Annotated in this window: 25 protein-coding genes and 1 pseudogene; 11 read left to right on the forward strand and 15 right to left on the reverse strand. The window is 55.9% G+C overall.

From position 1 onward, the window contains the following. The first annotated feature begins 48 nt into the window (after nucleotides 1–48). Nucleotides 49–879, forward strand: a complete 831-nt coding sequence (locus JN756_RS08830; RefSeq protein ID WP_201022027.1) for a hypothetical protein — start codon at nucleotides 49–51, stop codon at nucleotides 877–879. Nucleotides 880–905: 26 nt separating this feature from the next. Here the strand turns inward: JN756_RS08830 and JN756_RS08835 are convergent, their stop codons facing one another. From JN756_RS08835 to JN756_RS08860, 6 genes and pseudogenes are all read right to left on the reverse strand, one after another. Further along, complete coding sequence (locus JN756_RS08835) at nucleotides 906–1,589, reverse strand: SOS response-associated peptidase family protein (RefSeq protein ID WP_201022028.1); 684 nt, start codon at nucleotides 1,587–1,589, stop codon at nucleotides 906–908. Nucleotides 1,590–1,614: 25 nt separating this feature from the next. Next, entirely contained in the window at nucleotides 1,615–1,953 is a 339-nt protein-coding gene (locus tag JN756_RS08840) for a hypothetical protein (protein ID WP_126589571.1), read from the reverse strand. Between the two features lie 1,289 nt (nucleotides 1,954–3,242). Further along, complete coding sequence (locus tag JN756_RS08845; RefSeq protein ID WP_201022029.1) at nucleotides 3,243–4,298, reverse strand: LPO_1073/Vpar_1526 family protein; 1,056 nt, start codon at nucleotides 4,296–4,298, stop codon at nucleotides 3,243–3,245. 8 nt (nucleotides 4,299–4,306) lie between these two features. Beyond that, on the reverse strand, nucleotides 4,307–4,531 hold the full coding sequence (locus tag JN756_RS08850; RefSeq protein WP_201022030.1) for a hypothetical protein: 225 nt from the start codon (nucleotides 4,529–4,531) through the stop codon (nucleotides 4,307–4,309). Nucleotides 4,532–4,827: 296 nt separating this feature from the next. Further along, nucleotides 4,828–5,112: pseudogene (locus JN756_RS08855) on the reverse strand (type II toxin-antitoxin system RelE/ParE family toxin). Continuing rightward, nucleotides 5,102–5,344, reverse strand: a complete 243-nt coding sequence (locus JN756_RS08860) for a CopG family ribbon-helix-helix protein (protein WP_017848887.1) — start codon at nucleotides 5,342–5,344, stop codon at nucleotides 5,102–5,104. Before JN756_RS08860 ends, JN756_RS08855 begins: the two are co-directional and overlap by 11 nt. Nucleotides 5,345–5,557: 213 nt before the next feature. On the opposite strand from JN756_RS08860, the gene JN756_RS08865 reads away from it, so the two are divergent. Beyond that, complete coding sequence (locus JN756_RS08865) at nucleotides 5,558–5,674, forward strand: DUF4113 domain-containing protein (protein WP_411221057.1); 117 nt, start codon at nucleotides 5,558–5,560, stop codon at nucleotides 5,672–5,674. Nucleotides 5,675–5,856: 182 nt separating this feature from the next. Here the strand turns inward: JN756_RS08865 and JN756_RS08870 are convergent, their stop codons facing one another. Beyond that, nucleotides 5,857–6,516 (reverse strand): HNH endonuclease signature motif containing protein, encoded by a 660-nt coding sequence (locus JN756_RS08870; protein ID WP_134939686.1) that lies wholly within the window; start codon nucleotides 6,514–6,516, stop codon nucleotides 5,857–5,859. A gap of 10 nt (nucleotides 6,517–6,526) precedes the next feature. Beyond that, entirely contained in the window at nucleotides 6,527–7,747 is a 1,221-nt protein-coding gene (locus JN756_RS08875) for an AAA family ATPase (protein WP_201022031.1), read from the reverse strand. A gap of 1,027 nt (nucleotides 7,748–8,774) precedes the next feature. On the opposite strand from JN756_RS08875, the gene JN756_RS08880 reads away from it, so the two are divergent. The 3 genes from JN756_RS08880 to mqo all read left to right on the forward strand — a co-directional run bounded on the left by JN756_RS08880 (nucleotide 8,775) and on the right by mqo (nucleotide 11,654). Then, nucleotides 8,775–9,140, forward strand: a complete 366-nt coding sequence (locus tag JN756_RS08880; protein WP_057003770.1) for a DUF6124 family protein — start codon at nucleotides 8,775–8,777, stop codon at nucleotides 9,138–9,140. Between the two features lie 139 nt (nucleotides 9,141–9,279). After that, nucleotides 9,280–9,501, forward strand: coding sequence for a hypothetical protein (locus JN756_RS08885; RefSeq protein ID WP_057003769.1), 222 nt, complete (start codon nucleotides 9,280–9,282; stop codon nucleotides 9,499–9,501). A 506-nt stretch (nucleotides 9,502–10,007) separates the two neighbouring features. Further along, complete coding sequence (gene mqo, locus JN756_RS08890; protein ID WP_046384303.1) at nucleotides 10,008–11,654, forward strand: malate dehydrogenase (quinone); 1,647 nt, start codon at nucleotides 10,008–10,010, stop codon at nucleotides 11,652–11,654. Nucleotides 11,655–11,738: 84 nt separating this feature from the next. Here mqo and JN756_RS08895 read toward each other — a convergent pair whose 3' ends face one another. Continuing rightward, complete coding sequence (locus JN756_RS08895; protein WP_017848881.1) at nucleotides 11,739–12,410, reverse strand: NADPH-dependent F420 reductase; 672 nt, start codon at nucleotides 12,408–12,410, stop codon at nucleotides 11,739–11,741. Between the two features lie 99 nt (nucleotides 12,411–12,509). On the opposite strand from JN756_RS08895, the gene JN756_RS08900 reads away from it, so the two are divergent. Both JN756_RS08900 and JN756_RS08905 read left to right on the forward strand, forming a co-directional pair. After that, the gene (locus JN756_RS08900; protein WP_108524368.1) at nucleotides 12,510–13,406 is read left to right on the forward strand and encodes a LysR family transcriptional regulator; all 897 of its coding nucleotides are present in this window, start codon (nucleotides 12,510–12,512) and stop codon (nucleotides 13,404–13,406) included. Between the two features lie 176 nt (nucleotides 13,407–13,582). Next, nucleotides 13,583–13,912: a YXWGXW repeat-containing protein gene (locus tag JN756_RS08905; RefSeq protein ID WP_046384301.1), complete on the forward strand. Its 330-nt coding sequence runs from the start codon at nucleotides 13,583–13,585 to the stop codon at nucleotides 13,910–13,912. A gap of 7 nt (nucleotides 13,913–13,919) precedes the next feature. On the opposite strand, the gene JN756_RS08910 is transcribed toward JN756_RS08905, so the two are convergent. The 4 genes from JN756_RS08910 to JN756_RS08925 form a co-directional block, all read right to left on the reverse strand. Continuing rightward, nucleotides 13,920–14,315 (reverse strand): type II toxin-antitoxin system VapC family toxin, encoded by a 396-nt coding sequence (locus tag JN756_RS08910; protein ID WP_057003768.1) that lies wholly within the window; start codon nucleotides 14,313–14,315, stop codon nucleotides 13,920–13,922. Further along, nucleotides 14,312–14,569 carry an AbrB/MazE/SpoVT family DNA-binding domain-containing protein gene (locus JN756_RS08915; protein WP_026140263.1) on the reverse strand — a complete coding sequence of 86 codons (258 nt, stop codon included), beginning with the start codon at nucleotides 14,567–14,569 and terminating at the stop codon, nucleotides 14,312–14,314. The genes JN756_RS08910 and JN756_RS08915 overlap by 4 nt, the downstream gene beginning before the upstream one ends. 165 nt (nucleotides 14,570–14,734) lie before the next feature. Next, entirely contained in the window at nucleotides 14,735–16,108 is a 1,374-nt protein-coding gene (ppnN, locus tag JN756_RS08920; protein WP_046384299.1) for a nucleotide 5'-monophosphate nucleosidase PpnN, read from the reverse strand. Between the two features lie 149 nt (nucleotides 16,109–16,257). Further along, nucleotides 16,258–17,082 (reverse strand): aspartyl/asparaginyl beta-hydroxylase domain-containing protein, encoded by an 825-nt coding sequence (locus JN756_RS08925; RefSeq protein WP_046384298.1) that lies wholly within the window; start codon nucleotides 17,080–17,082, stop codon nucleotides 16,258–16,260. A 320-nt stretch (nucleotides 17,083–17,402) separates the two neighbouring features. Here JN756_RS08925 and fabV point away from each other — a divergent pair, with 320 nt between their 5' ends. Both fabV and JN756_RS08935 read left to right on the forward strand, forming a co-directional pair. Beyond that, entirely contained in the window at nucleotides 17,403–18,596 is a 1,194-nt protein-coding gene (gene fabV / locus JN756_RS08930) for an enoyl-ACP reductase FabV (RefSeq protein ID WP_046384297.1), read from the forward strand. A 176-nt stretch (nucleotides 18,597–18,772) separates the two neighbouring features. Beyond that, the gene (locus JN756_RS08935) at nucleotides 18,773–19,396 is read left to right on the forward strand and encodes an HAD family hydrolase (RefSeq protein ID WP_201022032.1); all 624 of its coding nucleotides are present in this window, start codon (nucleotides 18,773–18,775) and stop codon (nucleotides 19,394–19,396) included. Here JN756_RS08935 and JN756_RS08940 read toward each other — a convergent pair. After that, nucleotides 19,393–20,298 carry a LysR family transcriptional regulator gene (locus tag JN756_RS08940; RefSeq protein ID WP_017848872.1) on the reverse strand — a complete coding sequence of 302 codons (906 nt, stop codon included), beginning with the start codon at nucleotides 20,296–20,298 and terminating at the stop codon, nucleotides 19,393–19,395. The two genes, JN756_RS08935 and JN756_RS08940, sit on opposite strands and share 4 nt — an antisense overlap. Nucleotides 20,299–20,401: 103 nt before the next feature. On the opposite strand from JN756_RS08940, the gene JN756_RS08945 reads away from it, so the two are divergent. Beyond that, complete coding sequence (locus tag JN756_RS08945; protein ID WP_201022033.1) at nucleotides 20,402–21,571, forward strand: aspartate aminotransferase family protein; 1,170 nt, start codon at nucleotides 20,402–20,404, stop codon at nucleotides 21,569–21,571. Nucleotides 21,572–21,689: 118 nt separating this feature from the next. Here JN756_RS08945 and punR read toward each other — a convergent pair whose 3' ends face one another. Next, a complete protein-coding gene (punR, locus tag JN756_RS08950; protein WP_126585878.1) occupies nucleotides 21,690–22,604 on the reverse strand; it encodes a DNA-binding transcriptional activator PunR in 915 nt (304 codons plus the stop codon). Between the two features lie 122 nt (nucleotides 22,605–22,726). Here punR and punC point away from each other — a divergent pair, with 122 nt between their 5' ends. Next, a complete protein-coding gene (gene punC, locus JN756_RS08955; protein ID WP_201022034.1) occupies nucleotides 22,727–23,911 on the forward strand; it encodes a purine nucleoside transporter PunC in 1,185 nt (394 codons plus the stop codon). Nucleotides 23,912–23,948: the final 37 nt, after the last annotated feature.

The following is a 23,948-nucleotide window of genomic DNA, read 5'->3' on the forward strand; positions in this document are numbered from 1 at the left end:
AGTATCTGTAATATGCGCTTTCGAGTCGATTGTTGAGGCAGGGAGCGTATGATTTTTTCATCAGTTATGGGGTTGCTGTTAGGTATATTCCTTACTTTTATTTCGTTCTTATGTTTATTTGGTTTTTCTCCTGATCTTGCGCAAATGATAAGTCCTATGGTGTTCGCTGTCTTGAAAGATGTGGGAGGGCCCGTTGCAGCTGGCTTTGGAGGTGCCATCGCCGGCGCTTTTTGCTCATATGTTTTTCAGCAAAGAAATGAGAAAGTGAAAGAGGATAAGTCCGACATATCTGCGATGCATAAAACCTTCGTCCGCTTATCAGTTCAATTGAATGATTTTTTTTCGGCAAAAGAACTTAACATATATCCGCATCTTACAAGTCGGTTCAGGTTTATTGATATTCCCAAGATACCAACTAGCCCTAGTATCATCGATCAGGTTGATCCTCGAATTATAGATATAGCAGTGTCTCTAAAGAATGGTGAAGCTATTGAAGTTATATATTTGGCTGAAGCCAGATATAAGGCCTGCTTTGAAACCTTCAATAGGCGAAATTCTCAAATGGATGAATTTAGAGCTGCATTAAAAAGCGCTGGATTGGAGCATGGGGGCATTGAAGAAATATATCAAGCAGTAGGTCAGGGGCAGTTAATCGAGCTGCATATAATGACTGAGCAAATGATTGAGATTTTGGACGGGGCTATTCGAACACTCAGCGAAGCTATGGAATTAACTGCTGACATGATGGATAAAAAATTTAAGGGGGCTGGAGGTGCTCGCCTGAAAGTAGATTTAAAAGAGGAACATCAGCATTTAACGAAAGCTGTACTTCCCTACTTTAACGTTGATACGCTTAAGGCATATCTGGAGAAGTTTTAAAGAAAATAACTAGTTATGGGCCATAGTTATTGTTCGAGAGGGACAACAACTTCTGGCCCCACATTTTTTACGTTGCCGATCACTTTTGAAACTCTGAACCATTCAAAAACCTCGGCCGACTCGCCCTGATGCAACACCATCTGCTCAGCACGTTCCATGGGCGTCGCGGGATTCAACCATTCACGGGCAAGGTCCGGGGTTAACACGACGGGCCTTCTGTCATGAATATCCACCATGCCGCCGGCACTATCGGCGGTGATGATCACAAAACCATCATGCTCACCTGGGCCTTCATCAGCGTCTGGTAGTTGGCCGATGGCTGCGCACAAGATGGGCGCGCCGTCCCTCCTGCGGATCAGATAGGGCTGTTTCTTCTGTCCACCTTCATCCACCCACTCAAACCAATTGTCGATAGGCGTGATCGCACGGTGCGGCCAGATCGCCCGGAAGAATGGGCCGTGAGCGACCTTTTCGACGCGTGCGTTGATCGGTGCGGCGCGGTCTTTCGCCCAATGCGGTCGCCAGCCCCAGCGAACTGGATCGGCGTGCAGCAATTCGCCTTGCATGTGCAGCAATGCCACCTGGGTCGTCGGAGCAACATTGTACCGTTCGATCGCTTGGTCACCCACTGAGTTTGCCAGGGCGTTGGGCATGCTCAGCGCCGCAACGAAGTCATGGATTCCCCTGTACTGCGACAGCCTTCCGCACATAGCCAAACCCTCCTTCCGTTTGATCTTAGACAATCGTTGTCGGTCGAGGTCTCATCTCGTTGACGATTCGCTTCAGGCCTTCGGCTTCACGCTGACTTGCGCGCAGTGACGTCGTCAGCGTGTCGATCTGCTTTCGCATCTCAGCCGCTTCGCCGCCTCTCTGACGGAGGTATCCGGCGAACTCGGTGTTCTTCGCCTGGGTAGTCAGCAGCATCTGACTGATTCCGAAAACATCCTCCCGCGCTTTGCGCAGTTGCACGTTCAGTTCCTGGATCTCGTTCTCCAGGAGGCGACAGTGCTGCCGGTACATTTGCAATGGGGTAGGGAGGCCAAGCCAGCCGAGGGTGTCTTCATCGTTATTCATGGGGGCGAATCAAATGCTGTATACGCATACAGTAATCGAGGTTTGCCCATGACGCGATTTGAGGCGACGAACTGTAGGAGGGAGGGGGGCTTTGGGTCAGAAAAATCAGCTGGGATAGATGAAAGTTTACCCTTCAGCAGCATGAACAAACCCAGTTCAACATAGCATTTGCAGGATGTCACGGCAAGCCAAAGCGGCTGCGCGGCCCAATAAACACGGGGCTTCGGAGGCTGCGCGGTTGGCAACCAGCGAGCTGCCGACAACATGGGGAGTTGGCGTGCCACAAATAGGGGTGCAGGCGTGCCACATCGGGGCAGTGACGTGCTTCAGCACTCGGCGCGCGCCGTCGTCCCCCCACCTCGCCTGCGGGCTAAAGGGGGCGTTTTTTCTGCGCACCTGCGGACCATCCCCCGTAGCCCAGGCTGTGGCTCTGCTCGGCGTTCTGGGGGAGTTAAAACCCTGCGGAACCCTGCGAAGGTGGGTAGTTTTCGCAAAGCTCACAAGCGCGCATGGACAGCCGGATTCAGTTGGTGCCTCGAGAAAAGGGTTAGGTTTTTTTTGAGTGGGGTGTATTTGGTTGGAGGCCCCGTATTTACTGGGCTTGGGACCTAACTATGATGGGTTAGGTTGGGTTAGGTTAAAAGTTAGGATTCTGTAACTATCTGTTTTTAAAGGAATTAATATAGTGAATATTTAACATTAATAAAGGTTAGGTAATTACCACGGCTAACCAAAAGCTAACTTTGCCAATCCTTCGCAAACCCGCACCAGATAAGGCTTTCATAGTACAAAGCAAAAAACTAACCCTCCTAACCTGTTTCCCGTGGGTCAACATGAAAATCCTGAATATACCTAGGCCGGGGGATCTACTGACGCCGCATGCATGATTGCGCATTCCTCATCCTTCTCACATTCACGCGCACTCCCTCTCTCCCGCACAGTGTTAGATGTTGTCAGTTGTTGAGGCTGCTGGGATTGGTGTGACAAGCACACGCGATCAGCATTGCAGAGCACAAGGAGCATGAGTTGAGTTTTAGGTGGGGCTGTCTGAGTAGGAGTTTGGTTTAGGGATGGGATGGAAATTTTGGGTTCGCTCTGAAGTACCTGTATTGAATGATCTGTAGAATTATCAGTTTCCATCAACCGTAGACACGCTGTAGATATTTGAATGCGAGCGAAGATTTAAACCGCAAAGGTCATTGGTTTTTGACTCAAGGTGGTTTCCCATGGTGCTAATCCTGTGAAACTAAGATTGTTGAGACAATCTGCTGATTGTTAAAAGTTTAAGTTTAGTTGATCCAAATCGAAAGGCTTGCAAACTCACCGACGAATCGCTTGATATTAGCGTGGCCTATAGCCATTCCGACACTTGTTAATGTGAAAGATTTCATACTTGAGTTTGACCAAGCGTCAAAAATATCCTGCATGAATGGCCTGATGCTAATGCATGTTTCACGTATCTCAAGATTGGACATTTTTTCAATATTAAATAGCGCTAATATCTTTTCTTGATCTTCGTCATTGATGTTTTTATCGTTTAAAGTATTTTGCAACTGAGTCGCGTTGTTAGCGCGAACCTGAATTTTTGAAGGGTCGTTTAGGCACGTCATGAAGAAGTTTTCGTCGAGTCCAATTGATATTTTCCTGGCGGCTATCTCACTTTGGTCGAAGCCTTTGAAGAATTGTCCGCCGTAGAAATGATCAAGTATGGCCTCAAGTGAGGATTCACCCATTTGGATGCTACCGCATCCTGTGAATTCTAGATGCTGGAAGCAAGCCTGATTTTTTACAAGCTTCGATGAAAAAGGCAATGCGTATTTATCGAAGTATTCTCCAAGTAGTTGATGATTGCCTATCCCGAAATTTTGCGTGTATTGAAATAAAAACTTTAAAGCTAATACTGCTAGGTGTGAATCGGTAAGCTTTGGCGCTGTAGCCAGAGATTCGTTGAGTACTATTTGTAGGATGTCTCTCTGGTCTTGCTTGCTTCGGTCGACAAGGAGGTCGATCAACAGATCACCTAGATCCTTATCTCCGCTTCTAGCGTATTCTCGTTGCACAGTAAACAACGCGTGCTGAAAGTCTGGATCCTGGCCCTTTCCAAAACCGCTGGGATTTTCCTCCTGGAGTTTCTTCAGGAAGTCTTCGGTGATTTCTTCGGCGCGAGCCTTTGCAGTTTCCATAGCAGGACCTGCCAACTGGAGGAAATTTGCTCGAAAAACATCAAGTGCTACATCGCGCACTTCAGAATATGAAAGGCCGTTATGGATAATGTTGACGTCGTTTCCTGCTTGAACTGCGACAGCACCGGTTGAAACATTCTGCTTTTGATTATCTCCAAACATGCCTGACCTCATCTGCTGATGTTCACATCACGACCTGCTTGAATAGCGTTCGAATTCGCACCAGCTTTTTGCGATTGGACGGCCTCTGATTTCTTTTCCGTAATAAACGCTGCTAGCAAAGTACCAAGTGACACAATGACTGCGGTCACTGAGTCATAGCCTGGTTTCATGATGGCCCAGGCTACGCAGGCAACGAAAGCTGCAAAAAAAACGAGCTTGACAAAGATACGCATATTTTTGATCCGGTTTACGAGTTGACTTCTGAAGTCTAGAGACAGTTTGGGTAAAGGCAAGGAGTGAGCGTTGGGGGATGGTACAAAAGTGGTACGCGGTTTTCAGGTCGGCTCTGTAGGCTAAGGAGTACGTGGCCTCTAGGATTAGCAGTTCCAATCCATCATGGGTGCGACGGAGAAGCGGCGGGAGAAGGGGGTGGTTTGTAGGGGCATGGGGGATCTGAGTTTGCGGGGCGAATGGGGCGTAGTTTATCAGGGATGGATCTTGGGTGTGCTGGAGGTGTGTTCCGCGGCATTCACCACTTCGAACGGGGACGTTGCCGTGTGTGGAATACGCCGAGGATCTGCAGACGATCACCGCGTATGCGATAGGGGATCAGATAAGACCAATTGGGGACTGCCCATTAGCGCGTGTTTGTGACCCGACCTTCACGGCCCATAGAGGGAAACTGCGCCAGTTTGTCGACGCTGGCGAAAATGGCATCGGAGAAGTCGTCAGCTGCTTTTGGGTTTTCGAGAGCTATATAGTTTGCTTCGTCTTCCAGATTTTTGAGTGCTTTTTCAAGCCACTCAACCCGCATTCCGGCTCCAGCGCCTGGCGCGCATGGCTGCTACCTGGTCATCGGTGGCAAATTTGCCCTGGTCGGCTTCTTTCACCGCCAGCTCGATTTGAGCGGTTAGCGTTTTTTCGTGCTCGATGTAGTCGCGGAGGACGTCCATCGCCAGGTAGGTCGCAGTCTGGCCGTTGGTTTTGGCCAGGTCGGCGAGAGAGTTGGACAGGTCTTCCGGCAGGTTTAGGGATATCCCGGTCATGACAGCCTCGAAGGTGGAAGGTTATGGAGCATCTTACACCGTGGAACGCTGGGTTGAATCAGCAGGTCGTCGTGAGGTGTGGCTGGGCTTTTACTCTGCCAGCTCGAAGCCGGGTGCCGGGTATCGTAGTCTGACTTCGATATCGGCAAAATAATTAGCAGGTGATGAGGCGGCTTTTTGCTGTCTGGTGATTAGCTTTTTTTCAGCGATGTTATAAATAAATCTGTCCCCTTTTCACCCCATAGGTGGGGCAGGGGGACTTTACGCTCGGCCAGAGTGCCTAAAAATGCCGATTGGGCAATGCGCCGTGAGATGATGAGCCCAAGCTAGACCACTAAAATTGGGCAGCTATGTCGCGTCGTATGTATCTAGGCTTTGTCTGTTTTGAGTATTCCTGATGGGGGCTGAGTCGGTGGGGATCTGCAAGGATTTGGGTTGACCAAATCCTTGCTTTTCAATTATGAGTTGGAGGTTTGTAGACGCAGAATGCGCAAAATCGACTATGGAAAATGTCAGTCAACATAAGGTAGTAAAATTGCTGAAAGCCTTTCGTCGCCGAATATGGTCCAGCGAATAAATGCTGAGAATTCTTGCTCTTTACCTGCTAGGGTTTGGAGCTCCTCAAGAAATTCTAGTTTTTTTCTTATTGATGTTTTCGGGTTGATATAGGCTAAAAAAAGTGTGTTTAGATAATTTATGGCCACGAATACATTGTATCTTAGCTCGGCTCCGGCCACCGTTTTATTAGGGGTGTCATCAGAGTTAAATATGTTGTTAATGAGCTCGGCGGTTTGAATGGTCTGAGGGCATGTTGTTTCCGCTGTGATATTTAATTTTGCAAATGGCGATACTGGTGGTAAATGTTTTATGCTTCGAAGAACGTCGATGGAATGATCAGTGCAATCTAGAATATTGGTGTATTTTGCACGTTTGAAGTTGTTGCATCGCGAGCACACATAGAATAAATTGTTCCAGTCAAATTTTAGAGCTTTGTTTTTATTCTTGTGTGGCTTCAGGTGCTCAACATTTAGATGTACCAGTGAGCGTGACTCACACAAATAGCATTTCTCGTAAAATATTTTTCTTAGTTCTACTAAAACATCTTCTTCTGAGTAGCTCTTGCGGCTTGCTAGACTTGCCGGGGCTGGACGCGTTCTGGTCACTCTGAACATATGTGCGATCCTAGTCTTCACTTTTCTTGTGAGTGAGCTTTAATACTGCTTTATTGAAGAAAAAGAGCGACTCCATGTCGAGCTGTTTTATGTTGGGAGTGAGCTCTTTAACAATTTTTTGTATCTGTGCTGTTTGAGGGGAGTCGCTATTTGTCAAGTCTGATAGTTTTTTTATTTTACCTTGTAATTTTTGTGAGGCGCTATGCACACCGAACAAACCTTCAAGTACAGACTCATAAGAGTACGAGGAAATGTCTTCTTCATGCTGCTCCGTCGTGAGGTCAAATATTATCGCATCATCAACGGATGTTAGAATGAAGGGGGAGTGAGTGGAGACAATAAATTGCACATTTGGAAATGAGTTTATCAGGAAAGGGAATATTATTTTTTGTAAAGATACATGAAGGTGTACGTCAATTTCGTCAATTAAAACTATCCCTTGCAGGTTGCTTGGAATTATTTGTAAAAATTCAGCGCGCATTAATAATCTTGAGAATATCGTTAGTATTGAAGAGTATCCTGATGAGATAGACTGTAACGTAAATCTCTCTCGATTTAATTGTTTTATGTAGACCTTGAAGTCGTAGGGGTCGAACTCAATTTCCGTTGAGTTGTCTTCAGTTAGGTGTTTAAGATCTCGCTCGAACTGATTGAGCCATGAATCAATAGAGTTCGCAGTGTCCGTGTCATTTTTAAATGAGAGGGCAATTGCTTTTCTGATATATAAATTTGTAATGTGTTGCTCTATTGATGACTCAAGATTGTTTTCTATAGGTAGTCTGGGTTGCTGAGTTCTACTTGTGGAAGTGTTAGACGCGCTTGTAGCTCCTGTTATGTTGGCTTGCCTGTCTGCGCTAAAAAACTCTACAACAGCAAGTTGATTCTGGAAGTAGTGTTCGAACTTTTTTAATTGTGTAAATTTAAATGGATTGTTTTCTTTTAATTTTTTTAGTCTCTCGCGCTGTGATATTATTTCGTGATAAGTGTCTCCATGGCTTTCATGTGTGATTTCAATATTTTCATAAGCTTTTATGCGTTCTGAAATTTGCAATTCGGAACTGAAATCTCCCGAAATGAGCTTTTCTATAAGTGTTTTGTAAATTGTTTTGAGGGTGGTCGTTTTACCAGAGCCATTTTTTCCTGTAATTATCAGGTTTTTATTTCTAGGATATATAGCAATTGGTGTGTTTTTACCTATAGGGGTAAGCGTGATTTGTTTTAGGTATTTCAATTGTCATTCCTTTGCCTGAGCAGTTTTACTGTGGGTAGAAGAGCGATATTACGCTATAGGTGGCACGCTATCATGATGTAGCGAAGGCTAAAAAATCCACATGCACGACATAAATTTCTTTGATGTATTACAGGACTGAGCTTGGCCTGCACTACGGAGCCTTCCTCCCGCGAGCTCGTATTTAGTCACTCCTGTCATCATGAGCGGGGCATTCCGGACTGTGCAGCTGCTTGCCTACTCCTCTGAAGTTAACTGATTTACGTCATGAGGGCTTTGAGGCCGAGGCTTGAGGAGTTTTGCCGTCCGAATCGCTCTGGGTTTAGCAGACACATCGAAGGTCTGCTATTGGCCGAGGCTGTGTAAAAACGTTTTCGAGCGCGATAGGTACTCACCACGGACCGGAAATCGCGCATCAGAGCGAAATCCACATCTGCTGACGTGCCGATAAATTTCAGATTTAACGTAGATGCGCGCACTTCAATTTTGACAAAGCGTTTTTACACACTCTGGGCCGATAGCGGCCTGTTGAACGTTTTTATATTGCCCACCATCAGGCGTGCCTAGATCGACCATGAACCCGAGCCACGTAGCAGCAGGTCGATAAAGAGCTGATTGCTTAGAAATTGCTACAACAACAACGCATAGGTTCCTTTCGACCAACCAAACCATGGGGCTTGGGCAGCCCTATGTCCAATCCATCATCGGCGCGACAGATAAACGGCGGGAAAGTGGACCTGTCTGTAGGAACATTGGCAATCTGACTCAACGAGGCGAATGGCGTAGTTTATAGGGGATGTTTCTTAGGTGTCGGGGAGGTGTATACCGTGCTCTTCACCACTTCGAGCGGGGGCGTTGTCATGTGTGGAATATGCCGGGAATGTCGGTGAAATATCCCGCATTCTTCTCGACTTGCTCCTCAAACCTCCCGCCGCTAACCTCCTCAAGCCGCTGCCAATCCAGCGGCCGGAGGTGGAAGTCCGTATCGCTAAAGGCGTTTTAACTCCCGTCACTATTTGGAGCTTCGCCCATGCACAGCAACACGCCCAGTCGCTCTATTGATCGCGACCCTTCGCCCGTCGATACCAAGCTTCACGCCACAGCTCAACGTGCCATTGCTCGTGACTTGCCTCAATCCACCGACAATGCGCCTGACGAACACCCAACCCACAACCTATTCCTCGTCAGCCCCGACATAGACACCGAAACCCTCCTGGCCAACGCTTCCGAAAATCTCGCGTCCGCCAGCGAAATGGCCGCTACCGTGGCTTTCAACCTCGACGAGTCACAGCGCTCCATTGTCTTGGGCATTCAGCAACTGATCGACCTGAGTGCGCTACTCGTTGACCGGGCCCATGACCAAGTCGCTCGTGTCATCAGCCCGGCTACAGCCTGACAATCGACCTCTGCCGCCTTAGCCCAAGGCGGCAACCTGAACCCATTCTGTCTTCTGGCGAAGTTTCATCATTCCCTGTGCCGTTGAGGCCTACGATCATCTCTATGGGAAACCCCCGAACCCACAGGGAACTGAAAAAATGATCTCGAACCTTGTCAAAGTCGTGATGATCGCCGGCGCGTTGCTGTTGAGCGCTTGTTCATCGGATTCGTCGGGCGTGAGTCGCGACCCTTGTTTTGCAGGGGGATGCCAGGCGTTTGGTGACCACAGCCCCAACAAGGCCGCCAAGATGAATTTTGGCGGCAGTGGGCTGGGTAGTAGTTATGGTGAGTATGGTTCTGGGTTGTTGCATGATGACTGATGGGGTGGTGGGGCAGTCAGGGATGTGTTGATTGAACCGCCGCTATCGGGAGCAAGCCCCCTCCCACATGAGGGGCCCCGGCGCGTGAGGCTGCACGCTATCAAATAGCCATGCCTGTGACTTCACGTCGCGTCTGTCAGGCTTGACACTCACCCCGATCAGCCTTGCCAAAACGCCTATTTTAGAGCTGTCAATTAGCCAAACAGCGCATGATCGCCGGTTGGCGTGATATTCTGCGCGCCATCTTGGTCTAGTCTTTCTCCGGAACGTACACCCGTATACGTCCCGGCGGCTGGCTGTCGCCCAGGTAGCTGAAGCCAATAATGATAAGAAGTCAGCGCAGAAGGGACATAAAAGTGAGGTCGATACGTCGGCCTTGTGTGCCCACCCTGCGGTCTTTGAGTGAATGTGCAAACCCGGCGCTGCGTTGCCTGACGCCGCGTGATCGAGGGTTGCCCGGGCTCAGGGGTGGTAGGGCGGATGGCGTTTTATCATAGGTGCTACTGATGTTTAAGAAAGTAAACACGGCCCTGCTGGGGCTGGCTTTGTCGATGGGGATCACGTCCGTTCATGCGGAAGAGGCAAAGAAAGTCGATGTGCTGCTGATCGGCGGCGGCATCATGAGTGCGACCCTGGGTGTCTGGCTCAACGAGCTGGAGCCGGGCTGGTCGATGGAAATGGTCGAGCGCCTCGACGGCGTCGCCGAAGAAAGCTCCAACGGCTGGAACAACGCCGGTACCGGTCACTCGGCCCTCGCCGAGCTGAACTACACCCCGGAAGACAAGAACGGCAACGTTGAGATCCCGAAAGCGGTCGAAATCAACGAAGCGTTCCAGATCTCCCGCCAGTTCTGGTCCTGGCAGGTCCAGCAGGGCGTGCTGAAGAACCCGCGTTCGTTCATCAACTCCACTCCGCACATGAGCTTTGTGTGGGGCGATGACAACATCAAGTTCCTGAAAAAGCGTTACGAAGCCTTGCAAGCGAGCCCGCTGTTCGCTGGCATGCAGTATTCCGAAGACCCGGCGCAGATCGCCAAGTGGGTTCCGCTGATGATGGAAGGGCGTGACCCGAACCAGAAAATCGCGGCCACCTGGAGCCCGCTGGGTACGGACATGAACTTCGGCGAGATCACCCGCCAGTTCGTCGCTCACCTGCAAACCACGCCTAAGTTCGACCTGAAACTGTCGAGCGAAGTGCAGGACATCACCAAGAACGCCGACGGTTCGTGGCGTGTCAGCTACAAAAACCTGAAAGATGGCAGCAAGACCGAAACCGACGCCAAGTTCGTGTTCATCGGTGCCGGCGGCGGTGCCCTGCACCTGCTGCAAAAGTCGGGCATTCCTGAAGCCAAGGAATACGCGGGCTTCCCGGTGGGTGGTTCGTTCCTGGTGACCGATAACCCAACCATCGCCGAGCAGCACCTGGCCAAGGCCTACGGTAAAGCTTCAGTGGGCGCGCCGCCGATGTCGGTGCCGCACCTGGACACCCGCGTGCTGGATGGCAAGCGCGTGATTCTGTTTGGCCCGTTCGCGACCTTCTCGACCAAGTTCCTGAAAGAAGGCTCGTACCTGGACCTGCTGACCAGCACCACCACCCACAACATCTGGCCGATGACCAAAGTCGGTATTCGCGAATACCCGCTGGTCGAGTACCTCGCCGGGCAACTGATGCTGTCGGATGACGACCGCTTCAAGGCACTGCAAGAGTACTTCCCGAACGCCAAGCAGTCCGACTGGCGCCTGTGGCAAGCCGGCCAGCGTGTGCAGATCATCAAGCGTGACGAAGAGCAGGGCGGCGTGCTGAAACTCGGCACCGAAGTGGTCAGCTCCGCCGACAACACCATCGCCGGCCTGTTGGGTGCATCGCCAGGCGCGTCGACCGCGGCTCCGATCATGCTGACCGTGCTGCAGAAAGTGTTCAAGGACAAGGTCGCGACTCCGGCCTGGCAGGAAAAACTGCATCAGATCGTGCCAAGCTACGGCACCAAGCTGAACGACAGTCCTGAGGCTGTTGCCAAGGAATGGGCCTACACCGCCGGTATCCTGCAACTGACTCCACCACCAGCGATTCCGCAGATGACCGCTCCCAAGGCCACCGAGGCTGCCAAGCCTGCGGCTGAGCCGAGCAAACCGGCGTCTGATCTGGCGCTGTAAGACCAGGCCCTGAGACTGGGGCCGATCGGTCAAAAAAAGCCCGCTGAGCCGATGACGCTCAGCGGGCTTTTTGTGGGCGCGTGTTTATGCGCGGGGGTGGGTGCGCTCCACCGCAGGCAGTTCAACCGTTCGTTCGGCTGCCGCCAGCGCCGCCGTCAAGCCGGCTCGGTCCAGCACAACGCAATAGGCCGGTTTGGCCCGCTCGAACCGCCAGCTTTCATCCAGCCCACCGGCATCCACGGCGTCGAAACCGAGTTCGTCGAGTAACTGGATCACTTGCGCTTTCGCCGCGGCGTCATCCGCCGCCACCGGCAGTGCGCGGCGGTCGGGTGCGCCGTGAGGGCGGGCGTCCCGCGTCAGGTCCGGTGCAAAGATTGCGTTGAATACCTTCACCACATGGGAATGCGGCAAATGCTCGGCGAGCAGCCGGCTGGTGGTGGTTTCAAAACGGTCCAATTCAGGGATATGCCCGTCGCGCTCGGGGTAGTAATTGTTGGCGTCCATCACTGTTTTGCCTTCCAGCCACTGCGCGGGCACGCTGCGGTAATGTTCCAGGGGGATCGCCACGAGGACCACGTCGCCAAATCTGGCTGCGTCTTGCGCGCTGCCCACTTTAACGCCCCAGATGCCGCTGAGTACGCTGCTCATGGACTGCGGGCCGCGGGAGTTGCTCAACATCACTTCGTGACCGGCCGCCAGCGCCAGTTGGGCCACCGCGCGTCCGATGAAACCTGCTCCAATCACGCCAATCTTCATGGCCTTGCTCCTGCAAAGTAGGGGAGCGGTTATGATGATTAACAATCGCTGGGTGATAAATGAGCGTATTGGCGTGGATGTCGTTACTGGGAGTTGGGAATGATGGACCGTCTTTCGAGCATGAATGCCTTTGTGGTCGCCGCCGAGTTGGGCTCGTATGCGCGAGCCGCCGAGCGTTTGAATATGTCGGCGCAGATGGTGGCCAAGCATGTCACAGCGCTGGAGCAGCGCCTGGGTGCGCGCTTGCTCAATCGCACCACGCGCCGACAAAGCCTGACGGAGTTGGGTAGCGCTTACTACGAGCGTTGCAAGCATATCCTGACGGAGGCTGAGGCCGCCGATTCCCTGGCGCAGATCATGAATGACACCCCACGCGGTACGCTGAAAATCACCGCTCCGGTGACCTTCGGCTCCTACAGCCTGATGCCCTTGGTGACCGCGTTTTTGCGTGACAACCCCGATGTGAACATCGACCTGCACCTCACCGATCGTTTTGTCGACCTGGTGGAGGAAGGCTACGAAGCCGCCTTCCGCATTGGCCCCCCGGCGATCACGGGGCTGACCGCCAGGCCCCTGGCGCCGTATCGCCTGGTGGTCTGCGCGGCGCCGGCCTACCTGGCGGCACGAGGCACACCGCTGTGGCCGGCGGACCTTCAACAGCATGAATGCCTGGGCTACGCCTTCTGGTCACGCCCGGCAGATCGCGAATGGGTGTTCTGCCAGGGCTCGGTCCCGCACACCGTGCAGGTTGCCAGCCGTTTGCAGATCAACGAAAGCAGGGCCTTGATGTCGGCCGCGCTGGATGGGTTTGGCATTGTGCTCGGCCCGGAAGATTTTCTGCGCCCGGCCCTGGCCAGGGGCGAGTTGGTGCGAGTGCTGCCGGACTTTGACGCGCCGAGCCGGCCCATGCATTTGGTCTACACCGCCAACCGCCAGCGTACCGCCAAGTTGCGGCGTTTTGTCGAGGCTGTGCTGGAGCGCTTTGGCCCGGCTTGAGCGTTCAAATCGCGACTCGGCCTTCCGTCTGTTCCTCGGGATGCACTGTCGGCAGGTTCAGCAACCCGACAGACACCACCTGTTAAAAAGTACCCAGGCCTTGCAGGAGCGCGGCTGGAACAAGGGGGGATTTTTTACTGAGGCAGGTGTGGGGCGTTAGCGCCCGAGGGGTTTGTATGTTGCTACGTTATGCAGCATTGGCGGCCATGGTCGTCGCGGCGTCCGGGTGTGTGCAAGAGCGTGTCGTGCATGAGCGTCGACCGGTAGAACGTGAGTATGTGGAAGTGGTCGCACCACAACCGCCGCCGATGCAAGTGATCGAAGTCGAGCCGGCGGTGCGCGAAGGTTATGTATGGTCACGCGGGTACTGGCGTTGGGAAGGCGGGCGTTATGTGGCGGTACACGGCCATTGGGAGCCGGTGCGCGAGGGCTACCGTTATGTGCATCCGCACTGGGTGCAACGAAATGACGGTTACCACTGGCAGCATGGTGGTTGGGTTCGCTGAACCCCGCTCAGGCCAGTCGCTTCATGCCCGCAGCCTTGGCCGCATCGAGGTCAAAGGTGGCGGTGTACTCGCAGCCGGCTGCGTGGGCGCAGCGCGCTATCAAACAGTCGGCGAAATCGGCTTTGTTCGCCGAAAACCGCCGGAGCGCCTGCCAGATGATCTCGGCATGCTCGACGATCAATTCACGGGTTCGCAGCAGCGTTTCCAGCACCGCCACCACATCGCTCTTGGCTGACTGGTAGCAACTTTGTAACACCCATACCAACTCCACCACCGACACCAGGCTGACAAAGCCTGGCGACAGGGTGGTGAGGGATTCGATCAGCTCGGATGCCTTGGCGGATTGGACCGGATCATCCTGGGTGACATAGCGCACCAGCACATTGGTATCCAGGCCGATCATCGGGCTTTCGCTCCCTGTGCCGCAATCGCGCGGTTCATGTCCTCGATGGAAATGGCCTGGGCAGGCTTGCGGATCAGCCCCTTGAGGTCGTGAACGGTTTTGCTCGCGGCAATAATGGAAAATTTGCCGTCTTCCATTTCGACGAATTCAACCCGGTCTCCCGTTTCCAGGCCCAGGGCTGTCCTGACCTGGACGGGGATGGTGATTTGTCCTTTTGAAGTCAGCGTGGCGGTCGCCATATTGAAGGTCTCCATCGTGATACTCCTTACATTAGGGTAAGGCGTCTGGGAGAACAAGATCCGTTGGTCCATAGGTCGCTCCTCGGTGTGGGTCAGTCGGGCTTCGTAAAAACGATAGCCCGACGTCTCCCGCCGACAAGCCTGAACACAAGGTTAAAGCGCTACAGCATGTGTGCTGACTTATTGCACCACGCGGTAGCACGGCACATATGCCGCGCCACCCGGCAACTTCATGCGGTGCTGGGCGACGAACGCCTGCAGCAGTTCATCCAGCGGCTTCATGATGGCCGGGTCGCCATGGATCTGGTAAGGGCCGTTCTGCTCGATCAGGCGAATGCCCTTGTCCTTGACGTTGCCCGCTACAATCCCCGAGAACGCGCGACGCAGGTTGGCTGCCAGTTCATGGGGTGGCAGCGCGTGGTTCAGTTGCAGGCTGGCCATGTTTTCGTGGGTCGGGTCGAACGGGCGCTGGAAGCCTTCGTCGATCTTCAACAGCCAGTTGAAGTGGAACGCATCGTTACGCTCGCGGCGGAACTGCTTGACGGCCTTGAGCCCGGCGGTCATCTGGCGGGCCACTTCGGCTGGATCGTCGATGATGATCTGGTAGTGCGCCTGCGCGGCCTCGCCGAGGGTGGCGCCGACGAATGCGTGCAACTGTTGCAGGTACGGTGCGGCGTGCTTTGGCCCGGTGAGGATGACCGGGAACGGCAGGCCGCGGTTGTCCGGGTGCATCAGGATGCCCAGCAGGTAGAGGAACTCTTCCGCCGTGCCGGCGCCGCCCGGGAAGATGATGATGCCGTGGCCGACGCGCACGAAGGCTTCCAGGCGCTTCTCGATGTCCGGCAGGATCACCAGCTCATTGACGATCGGGTTCGGTGCTTCCGCAGCGATGATGCCCGGCTCGGTCAGGCCCAGGTAGCGCCCGCCGTTGATGCGTTGCTTGGCGTGGGAAATGGTCGCGCCCTTCATCGGCCCTTTCATCACGCCGGGGCCGCAACCGGTGCAGACGTCGAGGCTGCGCAGGCCCAGTTCGTGGCCGACTTTCTTGGTGTATTTGTATTCTTCGGTGTTGATCGAGTGCCCGCCCCAGCACACCACGATCTTCGGCTCGACACCCGGGCGCAGCGTGCGTGCGTTGCGCAACAGGTGGAACACGTAGTCGGTGATGCCCTGGGAGTTGCTCAGGTCGATGCGCTGGCTGTCCAGTTCGTTCTCGGTGTAGACGATGTCGCGCAGGGCGCTGAACAGCATTTCGCGGGTACTGGCGATCATTTCGCCATCGACGAAGGCGTCGGCCGGGGCGTTCAGCAGTTCCAGGCGCACGCCGCGATCCTGCTGGTGGATACGCACTTCAAAGTCTTTATAGGCGTCGAGGATGGTCTTGGCGTTGTCGATGTGCGCGCCGGTGTTGAGGATGGCCAGGGCGCACTGGCGGAACAGGGTATAGATGCTGCCGGAGCCGGCTTCGCTCAGTTGCTGGACTTCACGCTGGGAGAGTGTTTCGAGGCTGCCCTTGGGGCTGACGGAGGCATTGATGACTTGACGTTGGGGCATTCTGATTCCTTGAAAGCACAGCCACCGCGCCCGTCATGGGGGCGATGGCTTGAGAAGAATGGGCGCCGGATACGGTCGCACGAGACGGCTATTTTCGCTGGCCCGCAGGCGCTACGCAAATACTGTCCAGCCCCATCATGCCGCAGAACCTACTGGATCAGCTTCCAGTTTTTGTAGAAAACCCGACGCAGCGTGAACACCAGGCCGGCAAACCCTGTGATCACGGCATTGAGGACGGCGGGCAACGCGGTCGGCCGCACGATATCAATGAACAGGCAGTAGCGCTTGGCATCGTTCTTGTTGAAGGACGCATGCATCAGCGTGTCATCGAAGATAAACAGTGGGTCGTCGTGCCAGTAATGCTTGTGTTTGCCCACCTGGATGTACACGCCCTCATGGTGAGGCGCCGGCGCCATGTTATAGAGCACCCGGAACATCATGCGCAGGGGGCCGAAGTGGAAGGAGGTCGAACGGTTTTCGTTGAACACCGACACGCCGATGGTCTTCACGAACGGCAATTTCTTGCGCAGTTCCGGGATGTCCAGGGTGGTTTCGATCGGCCGGCCGTACCATTGGAAAAACAGCATGCCGCGTTTCTTCTCGGCCATGCGTTCGTCCAGGTAGCCGATGATTTCATCCTTGTGGGCCATGGCGTCGTCGATCACCTGTTGCAGGTCTTCACGCCAGGCGGGCGGCAGGTCGCGCATCGTGTAGACGTGGCGGTTGCGGCTGCTCAGCAGGTCGAACAGGGTGTTGAACGGTGCCAGCAGCCAGGTATTGCGGCCGCTGCCGATGAAATATTTCTTGAAGGTGTCGCGGTCATACAGGCCGTTACGCAGGAAATCATAGATACCGCAGACCAGCACGAGGCCGAGGAACACCACGGTGGTCAGGGGAAAGAGGTAGATAATCAGCAGGACGCCGAATGCCCAGGCGAACGACACGGCTTTTTTGCGTAACGCAGATTTACTCATGAAACTCAGCTCCAGCTGGACTCCATTCGACAGGTCCAGATGCGTGGCTGCGAGTGGTGGGGTTGCGAAACATATTGAAATAACCTCGTCATGATAAGACGTTCTCAGGTCGATGGGCGTTTTAAATATTGCGAAATTGTGAAGAACTGACACAGTTTTTAACCCGCGGCGCGGCTTGCGCGGCGAGTTTGGGATTGGATTTTGTAAACAGAAGATTTGCGACTATCGTGACGCTTCGGTTTTTTGGACGTCATAGACCGGTACGATTACGTTGAATGGCCACCATTGGCCTTCGGCACCTTGGAAGAGGCAGAAATTTTATGATCATCAAACCGCGGGTTCGTGGCTTTATCTGTGTGACCGCTCACCCTGTTGGCTGTGAAGCGAACGTCAAGGAACAGATCGACTACGTCACCCAACACGGCGTCATCGAAGGCGGCCCGAAAAAGGTGCTGGTCCTCGGTGCTTCCACCGGTTACGGCCTGGCCGCGCGCATCAGTGCTGCGTTTGGCTGCGGCGCCGATACCCTGGGCGTGTTTTTTGAGAAAGAAGGCGAAGAAGGCAAGCTGAGCTCCGCCGGCTGGTACAACAGCGCCGCGTTCGAGAAGTTTGCCGTCGAAAAAGGCCTGTACGCCAAGAGCATCAACGGCGACGCGTTCTCTGACGAGATCAAGCGCCTGACCATCGAGACCATCAAGAAAGACCTGGGCAAGATCGACCTGGTGGTCTACAGCCTGGCCGCGCCACGCCGCACCGACCCGCAGGGCGTGGTGCACAACTCCACGCTCAAGCCGATCGGCAAGGCCGTGACCCTGCGCGGGATCAACACCGACAAGGGCGTTGTCGTCGACACCACCCTTGAGCCGGCCACCCAGGAAGAAATCGACGGCACCGTGAAAGTCATGGGCGGCGAAGACTGGCAGCTGTGGATCGACGCCCTGCGTGAAGCGGACGTGCTGGCTGAAGGCGCCAAGACCACGGCGTTCACCTACCTCGGCGAGAAGTTGACCCAGGATATCTACTGGAACGGCTCCATCGGCGAAGCCAAGAAGGACCTGGACAAGAAAGTCCTGACCCTGCGCGACAACCTGGCCGCACTGAAGGGCGACGCCCGCGTGTCGGTGCTCAAGGCTGTGGTCACCCAGGCCAGCTCGGCGATCCCGATCATGCCGCTGTACCTGTCGTTGCTGTTCAAAGTGATGAAAGAGCAGGGCACTCACGAAGGTTGCATCGAGCAGGTCTATGGCCTGTTCAAGGACAGCCTGTACGGCCGCGAGCCGAAGCTCGACGCCGACGGCCGCCTGCGTGCCGACCTGGCCGAGCTGCAACCGAAAGTCCAGGACGCCGTGGCTGCGCTGTGGAATCAGGTCACCGACGACAACGTCAACGAGATCAGCGATTTTGCCGGCTACAAGGCTGAGTTCCTGCGCTTGTTCGGCTTTGAGATCGACGGCGTGGACTACGAGGCTGACGTGAATCCGACCGTGAAGATCAACGGTCTGGTCCAAGCCTAAACACGCTCGAAAAACATGTGGGAGCGGGCTTGCCCGCGATTGCAGTGGGTCAGCCGAAACCTCCGGCACTGACAAACCGCCATCGCGAGCAAGCCCGCTCCCACATTCGTTGTGTGTAAAGCCATCGCGATCTGCCAGACTCCATCCGCTATCAACTCACGCTAACGGAGGATCTGATGACGATTCGTGCAGTCGTTTTTGATTTTGGCGGTGTCCTGTTCGATTGGAGCCCGCAGCACCTGTACCGCCAGCTGATCGCCGATGAAGAGGAGCGGCAATGGTTCCTCGACAACATCTGCACCCAGGCCTGGAACACCGAGCAAGACGCCGGTCGCACCCTGGCCGAGGCGACGCGCAGCCTGGTCGCGCAATATCCCCAGCACGAAACCTTGATCACGGCCTACTACGACCGCTGGCATGAAATGCTGCGCGGGCCGTTGCCCGAGGGCGTGGCCATTCTCAAGGCGCTGCATCAGGCCGACGTGCCGCTGTTCGGGCTCACCAATTGGTCGGCCGAGACGTTCCCCTATGCGCGGGCCAACTACCCGTTCCTGCAGTGTTTTCGCGATATCGTGGTCTCCGGCGAGTTGAAGGTGATCAAGCCCGATGCCGCGATCTATCACGCCAGCCTCGGCCAGGTGCGCGCTTATCTGCCGGATATCCAGCCTGCCGAAGTGGTGTTCATCGATGATGTCGCGGGCAATATCGACGCGGCTATCGCGCTGGGCTGGCAAGGCATTCACCACGTTTGCGCCGAGCGCACCGCTGAGCGTCTGCGTGAATTGGGCGTGGGCTTTTAGCGCGCCCATTTCTCCAGGGCAAAATCCACGAACGCCCGCAGTTTAGGCAGGCGGTAACGATCCTGGCCGTACAGCAAATGCATGGGGCGGCGGGGCAGTTGATAGGCGGTCAGCAAGGCCACCAGCTTCCCGCTCTGCAGGTCGGGCTGCACCAGGGCATCGGGCAGCATGACGATGCCCATGCCTTGCACCGCCGCCTGGCGCAGGGCTTGCGAGCTGTTGATGGTCAGCGAGCCGGACACCGGAATCTCCACTTCGCCGTCCGCGTCGCTCATGCGCCACAGTTTGTCGGCGTTACGCCAATCGTCGCCGGATGGGTAGGCGAAGGCCAGGCAGTCGTGTTGTTGCAGATCCTCGGGCGTTTGCGGCGTGCCGCGTCGCGCCAGGTAATCCGGCGCGGCGCACAGGGTGATGGTGTAGTCCTGCAGGGGCCGGGCGATCAGGCTTGAGGGTTCCAGCTCGCCCAGGCGGATGGCCACGTCGAAGCCGCTGTCGACCAGGTCCATGCGTTGATTGCTGAGCACCACGTACAGCTTGATCAGCGGGTAACGTTGGGAAAATTCGCTCAAGGCCGGCGCCAGGCGTTCGGTGCCGAAGGCGGGCGGGGCGGTGATGCGCAGGGTGCCCTTGGGCACGTCGCTGTGGGCCTGTTCGGCCAATTGCTCGGAGTCGGCCACCAGTCCCAGCACTTCCAGGCAGCGCTGGTAATACTGCCCGCCGAATTCCGTGAGGCTTTGCTTGCGCGTGGTGCGCTTGAGCAGGCTGACCCCCAGGCGTTGCTCCAGGGCGCGCAAGTGGTTGCCGACCATGGTGGTCGACATCCCACTGGCATGGGCCGCGGCGGTCATGCTGCCGGTCTCGACCACTTTCACATACACCGACATCGCCTGGAACAGATCCATTATCAAGCCCTGGTTTAAAGTCATTGCAGAAAAGCACAGTTTATCCAGCTTGGGTGGCTAACGATACTGGACCCATCCCAACCCAGCACTGGAGCTTGCCACCATGACCGCCGCTTGCCTGATGACCACTTACCAACCCTTGGCCTTGAGCTTTGCGCGTGGCCTGGGCACGCGCCTGTGGGACCAGCAGGGGCGCGAATACCTGGACGCCGTGGCAGGCGTGGCCGTGACCAACGTCGGGCACTCCCATCCGAAACTGGTGACAGCCATCAGCGAACAAGCCGGGTTGCTGTTGCACACCTCCAACCTCTACAGCATCGATTGGCAACAACGCTTGGCCCAGCGTCTGACCCAACTGTCGGGCCTCGATCGTGCGTTTTTCAACAACTCCGGCGCCGAAGCCAACGAGACCGCGCTAAAACTGGCGCGGCTGCACGGCTGGAAAAAAGGCATCGAGGCGCCGTTGGTGGTGGTGATGGAAAACGCCTTCCACGGCCGCACGCTGGGCACCATGGCGGCCAGCGACGGGCCTTCGGTACGCTTGGGGTTCCAGCGCTTGCCGGGGGATTTTCTCAAAGTCGGCTTCGGCGACCTGGCGGCGCTGGAGGCGATCACGCAAACGTTCGGCACGCGCATCGCAGCGGTCTTGCTGGAACCGATCCAGGGCGAAAGCGGGGTGCAAGTGGCGCCGCCGGGTTACCTAAAAGCCCTGCGCGCTCACTGCACGCGCCACGGCTGGCTGATGATGCTCGATGAAATCCAGACCGGCATCGGCCGCACCGGCGCCTGGTTTGCCTTCCAACACGAGGGCATCGTGCCGGACGTGATGACCCTGGCCAAAGGCCTCGGCAACGGCGTGCCCATCGGTGCCTGCCTGGCCAGGAACGTGGCGGCCGACTTGTTCACTCCGGGCAGCCACGGCAGCACGTTCGGCGGTAACCCATTGGCCTGCCGGGTGGGTTGCACCGTGCTGGAGATCATTGAAGAACAAGGCCTGCTGCAGAACGCCGCGCAACAGGGCGAGCGCTTGTTGGCCCGCTTACGGGTGGAGTTGGATGAGCACCCGCAGGTCCTGGCGATTCGCGGCAAGGGCTTGATGATCGGTATCGAGCTGGCAGACCCGTGTCGCGAGCTGGCCCTGCGCGCCGCCGAGGAACATGGGTTGTTGATCAACGTGACGCGGGGCAAGGTGATTCGCCTGCTGCCGCCGCTGACCCTGGAGGCCAAGGAGGTCGAGATGATCGTGCGGGCCATCACCCGCTTGCTGGATTGAAATGAGATCCCCTGTGGGAGGGTGCTTGCCCCCGATGGCGGTGCATCAGTCGAGCAATCTGCAACTGACACACCGCCATCGGGGGCAAGCCCCCTCCTACAGGGGATTCCGGTGATCTTCAGCGGTCACTCCCATTCAACCACTCTTGGTTCATCGTCTCGCTATCCCCCAGGTAGTCCAGCAACCAACTCATCGCCGGGGACAGTTTGTTCTGTGCCCAGGCCACGCATGACGGGCTGGCCGGGAACGGCCGGCGCAGTTGCAGCGCGACCAACTCACCGCGTTCGATCCACGGCAACACCTGATGCGCCGGCGCCATGCCGACGCACAGGCCGTCGCGCAGGCAGTCAATGGCCGAGGCCCAGTTTGGTACCACCAGCCGGCGCTGGTTATCCAGGGTCCAGGTATCGCGCTTGGGCAGGTTGCGCGAGGTATCGGTCATGCACAGGGACGCGAACGGGCGCAGTTGATCGTCACTGAGCAAACCATCCAACGCCGCCAGCGGGTGTTTCGCGCTGACCACGCACAACCAGTTCAACAGGCCCATATCGCGAAACGTAAAGTGACTCGCCACCGGCACCGCGCTGGTGGCGCCGATCACGATGTCGGTGCGCTCATCGGCGAGGGCGTCCCACACGCCGTTGTACACCTCGTACTCCAGCAGCAATTCCACGTCAGGGAACTGCCGATAGAAATCCAGCACCAGTTGCCGGCAGCGCTGGGGTTTGACGATGGAGTCCACCGCGACCTTCAACTGGCCGCTCCAGCCATTGGCCACTTGCTGGCACAGGCGCCGTGTACCGAGCATGGTTTTCATCACGCCGCGGGCTTCGTCTATAAATAGACGGCCGGCCGCGGTGAGCTCGACGTCGCGATGGCGCCGCACGAACAAGGGCACGGCCAGCCACTCTTCCAACTGACGCACCGTGTAGCTGATGGCCGACGGCACGCGGTGCAATTCCTGGGCGGCGGCGCTGAAGCTGCCATGGCGTGCGACGGCATCGACCACATCCAGGGAGTATTCGGACCACATGGCGGTTGCCTTCAAATTAATTGATAGAAGTGTCCAATTATTATCGCTTCACAGAGAGGCTGCCAGCTTCATAATGGGCAGCAGTCAGCAAATAGTTTGATGGCAGGTTCAACAAGGCTTCAATGAAAAATTCTTTTGGTTTCACCTGGTACCTGGCGGGTCTGAGCATGCTCGGTTATCTCGCCATGGACATGTACTTGCCGGCGTTCGGCGCCATGGGCGAGCAATTACACATCGGCGCGGGCGCGGTGGGCGCCAGCTTGAGTATTTTCCTCGCGGGCTTTGCCGTGGGGCAGTTGTTGTGGGGGCCGTTGTCTGACCGACTGGGGCGCAAACCGATCCTGCTCACGGGCCTGAGCCTGTTCGTGCTGGGTTGCGTCGGCATGTTCTGGGTCGAGACCGCCACGCAGCTGCTGGCACTGCGTTTTATCCAGGCGATTGGCGTGTGTTCCGCCGCCGTGAGTTGGCAGGCACTGGTGATTGACCGCTACCCGGCCGACAAGGCTCACCGCGTGTTCGCCAGCATCATGCCGCTGATGTCGTTGTCGCCGGCCCTGGCGCCGCTGTTGGGGGCCATGGTGCTGAATCACTTTGGCTGGCAGGCGATTTTCGCGGTGTTGCTGGGCGTGTCGCTGCTGTTGCTGCTGCCGACTCTGTTCCTGCGCACCGCGCCGAAACGGCTGGCGGAGGAAGGCGAACCGACGCGCCTCGGTTATGGACAATTGCTCGGCTCGCGCGTGTTCACCGGCAACGTCATGATCTTTGCTGCCTGCTCCGCCAGTTTCTTCGCCTGGTTGACCGCCTCGCCGTTCATCCTCGGCGATATGGGCTACAGCCCGAATGACATCGGCCTGAGTTATGTGCTGCCGACCCTCGCGTTCCTGATCGGAGGCTACAGCTGCCGCAGCGCGTTGCAGCGATTCCAGGGCAAGACGCTGTTGCCCTGGCTGCTGGTGGCCTACTGCATCAGCATGCTGGCGTTGTACCTGGTCGCCACCTTGAGCGTGCCGACCCTGACCACCTTGTTGATTCCGTTCTGCCTGATGGCGCTGGTCAACGGCGCCAGTTATCCCATCGTGGTGGCGAATGCGCTGATGCCGTTTGCGGAAAACTCCGGCAAGGCAGCGGCGCTGCAAAACACCCTGCAACTGGGCCTGTGTTTTCTCAGCAGCCTGTTGGTGTCGTCGATGCTTGAGCAGCCGCTGCGGATCACTGTGATCGTGATGCTGGCGACCGCGCCGCTGGCGGTGCTGGGTTACTGGTTGGCGCGGCCGAAAACCGATGATTCGCAATTGGCGAATGCTTGATCTGACAGGTGGGCGCTGGATAGCCTGCGCTGCATCA

It is taken from the genome of Pseudomonas sp. Y39-6, from assembly GCF_023651955.1.
GTDB lineage: Bacteria > Pseudomonadota > Gammaproteobacteria > Pseudomonadales > Pseudomonadaceae > Aquipseudomonas > Aquipseudomonas veronii.

What these genes read in the sequence shown, in the direction of transcription:
- JN756_RS08830 (WP_201022027.1), top strand. Translation starts at nt 49, where the DNA reads ATGATTTTTTCATCAGTTATGGGGTTGCTGTTAGGTATATTCCTTACT.
- JN756_RS08835 (WP_201022028.1), bottom strand. Translation starts at nt 1,589, where the DNA reads ATGTGCGGAAGGCTGTCGCAGTACAGGGGAATCCATGACTTCGTTGCG.
- JN756_RS08840 (WP_126589571.1), bottom strand. Translation starts at nt 1,953, where the DNA reads ATGAATAACGATGAAGACACCCTCGGCTGGCTTGGCCTCCCTACCCCA.
- JN756_RS08845 (WP_201022029.1), bottom strand. Translation starts at nt 4,298, where the DNA reads ATGTTTGGAGATAATCAAAAGCAGAATGTTTCAACCGGTGCTGTCGCA.
- JN756_RS08850 (WP_201022030.1), bottom strand. Translation starts at nt 4,531, where the DNA reads ATGCGTATCTTTGTCAAGCTCGTTTTTTTTGCAGCTTTCGTTGCCTGC.
- JN756_RS08860 (WP_017848887.1), bottom strand. Translation starts at nt 5,344, where the DNA reads ATGACCGGGATATCCCTAAACCTGCCGGAAGACCTGTCCAACTCTCTC.
- JN756_RS08870 (WP_134939686.1), bottom strand. Translation starts at nt 6,516, where the DNA reads ATGTTCAGAGTGACCAGAACGCGTCCAGCCCCGGCAAGTCTAGCAAGC.
- JN756_RS08880 (WP_057003770.1), top strand. Translation starts at nt 8,775, where the DNA reads ATGCACAGCAACACGCCCAGTCGCTCTATTGATCGCGACCCTTCGCCC.
- JN756_RS08885 (WP_057003769.1), top strand. Translation starts at nt 9,280, where the DNA reads ATGATCTCGAACCTTGTCAAAGTCGTGATGATCGCCGGCGCGTTGCTG.
- mqo (WP_046384303.1), top strand. Translation starts at nt 10,008, where the DNA reads ATGTTTAAGAAAGTAAACACGGCCCTGCTGGGGCTGGCTTTGTCGATG.
- JN756_RS08895 (WP_017848881.1), bottom strand. Translation starts at nt 12,410, where the DNA reads ATGAAGATTGGCGTGATTGGAGCAGGTTTCATCGGACGCGCGGTGGCC.
- JN756_RS08900 (WP_108524368.1), top strand. Translation starts at nt 12,510, where the DNA reads ATGATGGACCGTCTTTCGAGCATGAATGCCTTTGTGGTCGCCGCCGAG.
- JN756_RS08905 (WP_046384301.1), top strand. Translation starts at nt 13,583, where the DNA reads ATGTTGCTACGTTATGCAGCATTGGCGGCCATGGTCGTCGCGGCGTCC.
- JN756_RS08910 (WP_057003768.1), bottom strand. Translation starts at nt 14,315, where the DNA reads ATGATCGGCCTGGATACCAATGTGCTGGTGCGCTATGTCACCCAGGAT.
- JN756_RS08915 (WP_026140263.1), bottom strand. Translation starts at nt 14,569, where the DNA reads ATGGAGACCTTCAATATGGCGACCGCCACGCTGACTTCAAAAGGACAA.
- ppnN (WP_046384299.1), bottom strand. Translation starts at nt 16,108, where the DNA reads ATGCCCCAACGTCAAGTCATCAATGCCTCCGTCAGCCCCAAGGGCAGC.
- JN756_RS08925 (WP_046384298.1), bottom strand. Translation starts at nt 17,082, where the DNA reads ATGAGTAAATCTGCGTTACGCAAAAAAGCCGTGTCGTTCGCCTGGGCA.
- fabV (WP_046384297.1), top strand. Translation starts at nt 17,403, where the DNA reads ATGATCATCAAACCGCGGGTTCGTGGCTTTATCTGTGTGACCGCTCAC.
- JN756_RS08935 (WP_201022032.1), top strand. Translation starts at nt 18,773, where the DNA reads ATGACGATTCGTGCAGTCGTTTTTGATTTTGGCGGTGTCCTGTTCGAT.
- JN756_RS08940 (WP_017848872.1), bottom strand. Translation starts at nt 20,298, where the DNA reads ATGGATCTGTTCCAGGCGATGTCGGTGTATGTGAAAGTGGTCGAGACC.
- JN756_RS08945 (WP_201022033.1), top strand. Translation starts at nt 20,402, where the DNA reads ATGACCGCCGCTTGCCTGATGACCACTTACCAACCCTTGGCCTTGAGC.
- punR (WP_126585878.1), bottom strand. Translation starts at nt 22,604, where the DNA reads ATGTGGTCCGAATACTCCCTGGATGTGGTCGATGCCGTCGCACGCCAT.
- punC (WP_201022034.1), top strand. Translation starts at nt 22,727, where the DNA reads ATGAAAAATTCTTTTGGTTTCACCTGGTACCTGGCGGGTCTGAGCATG.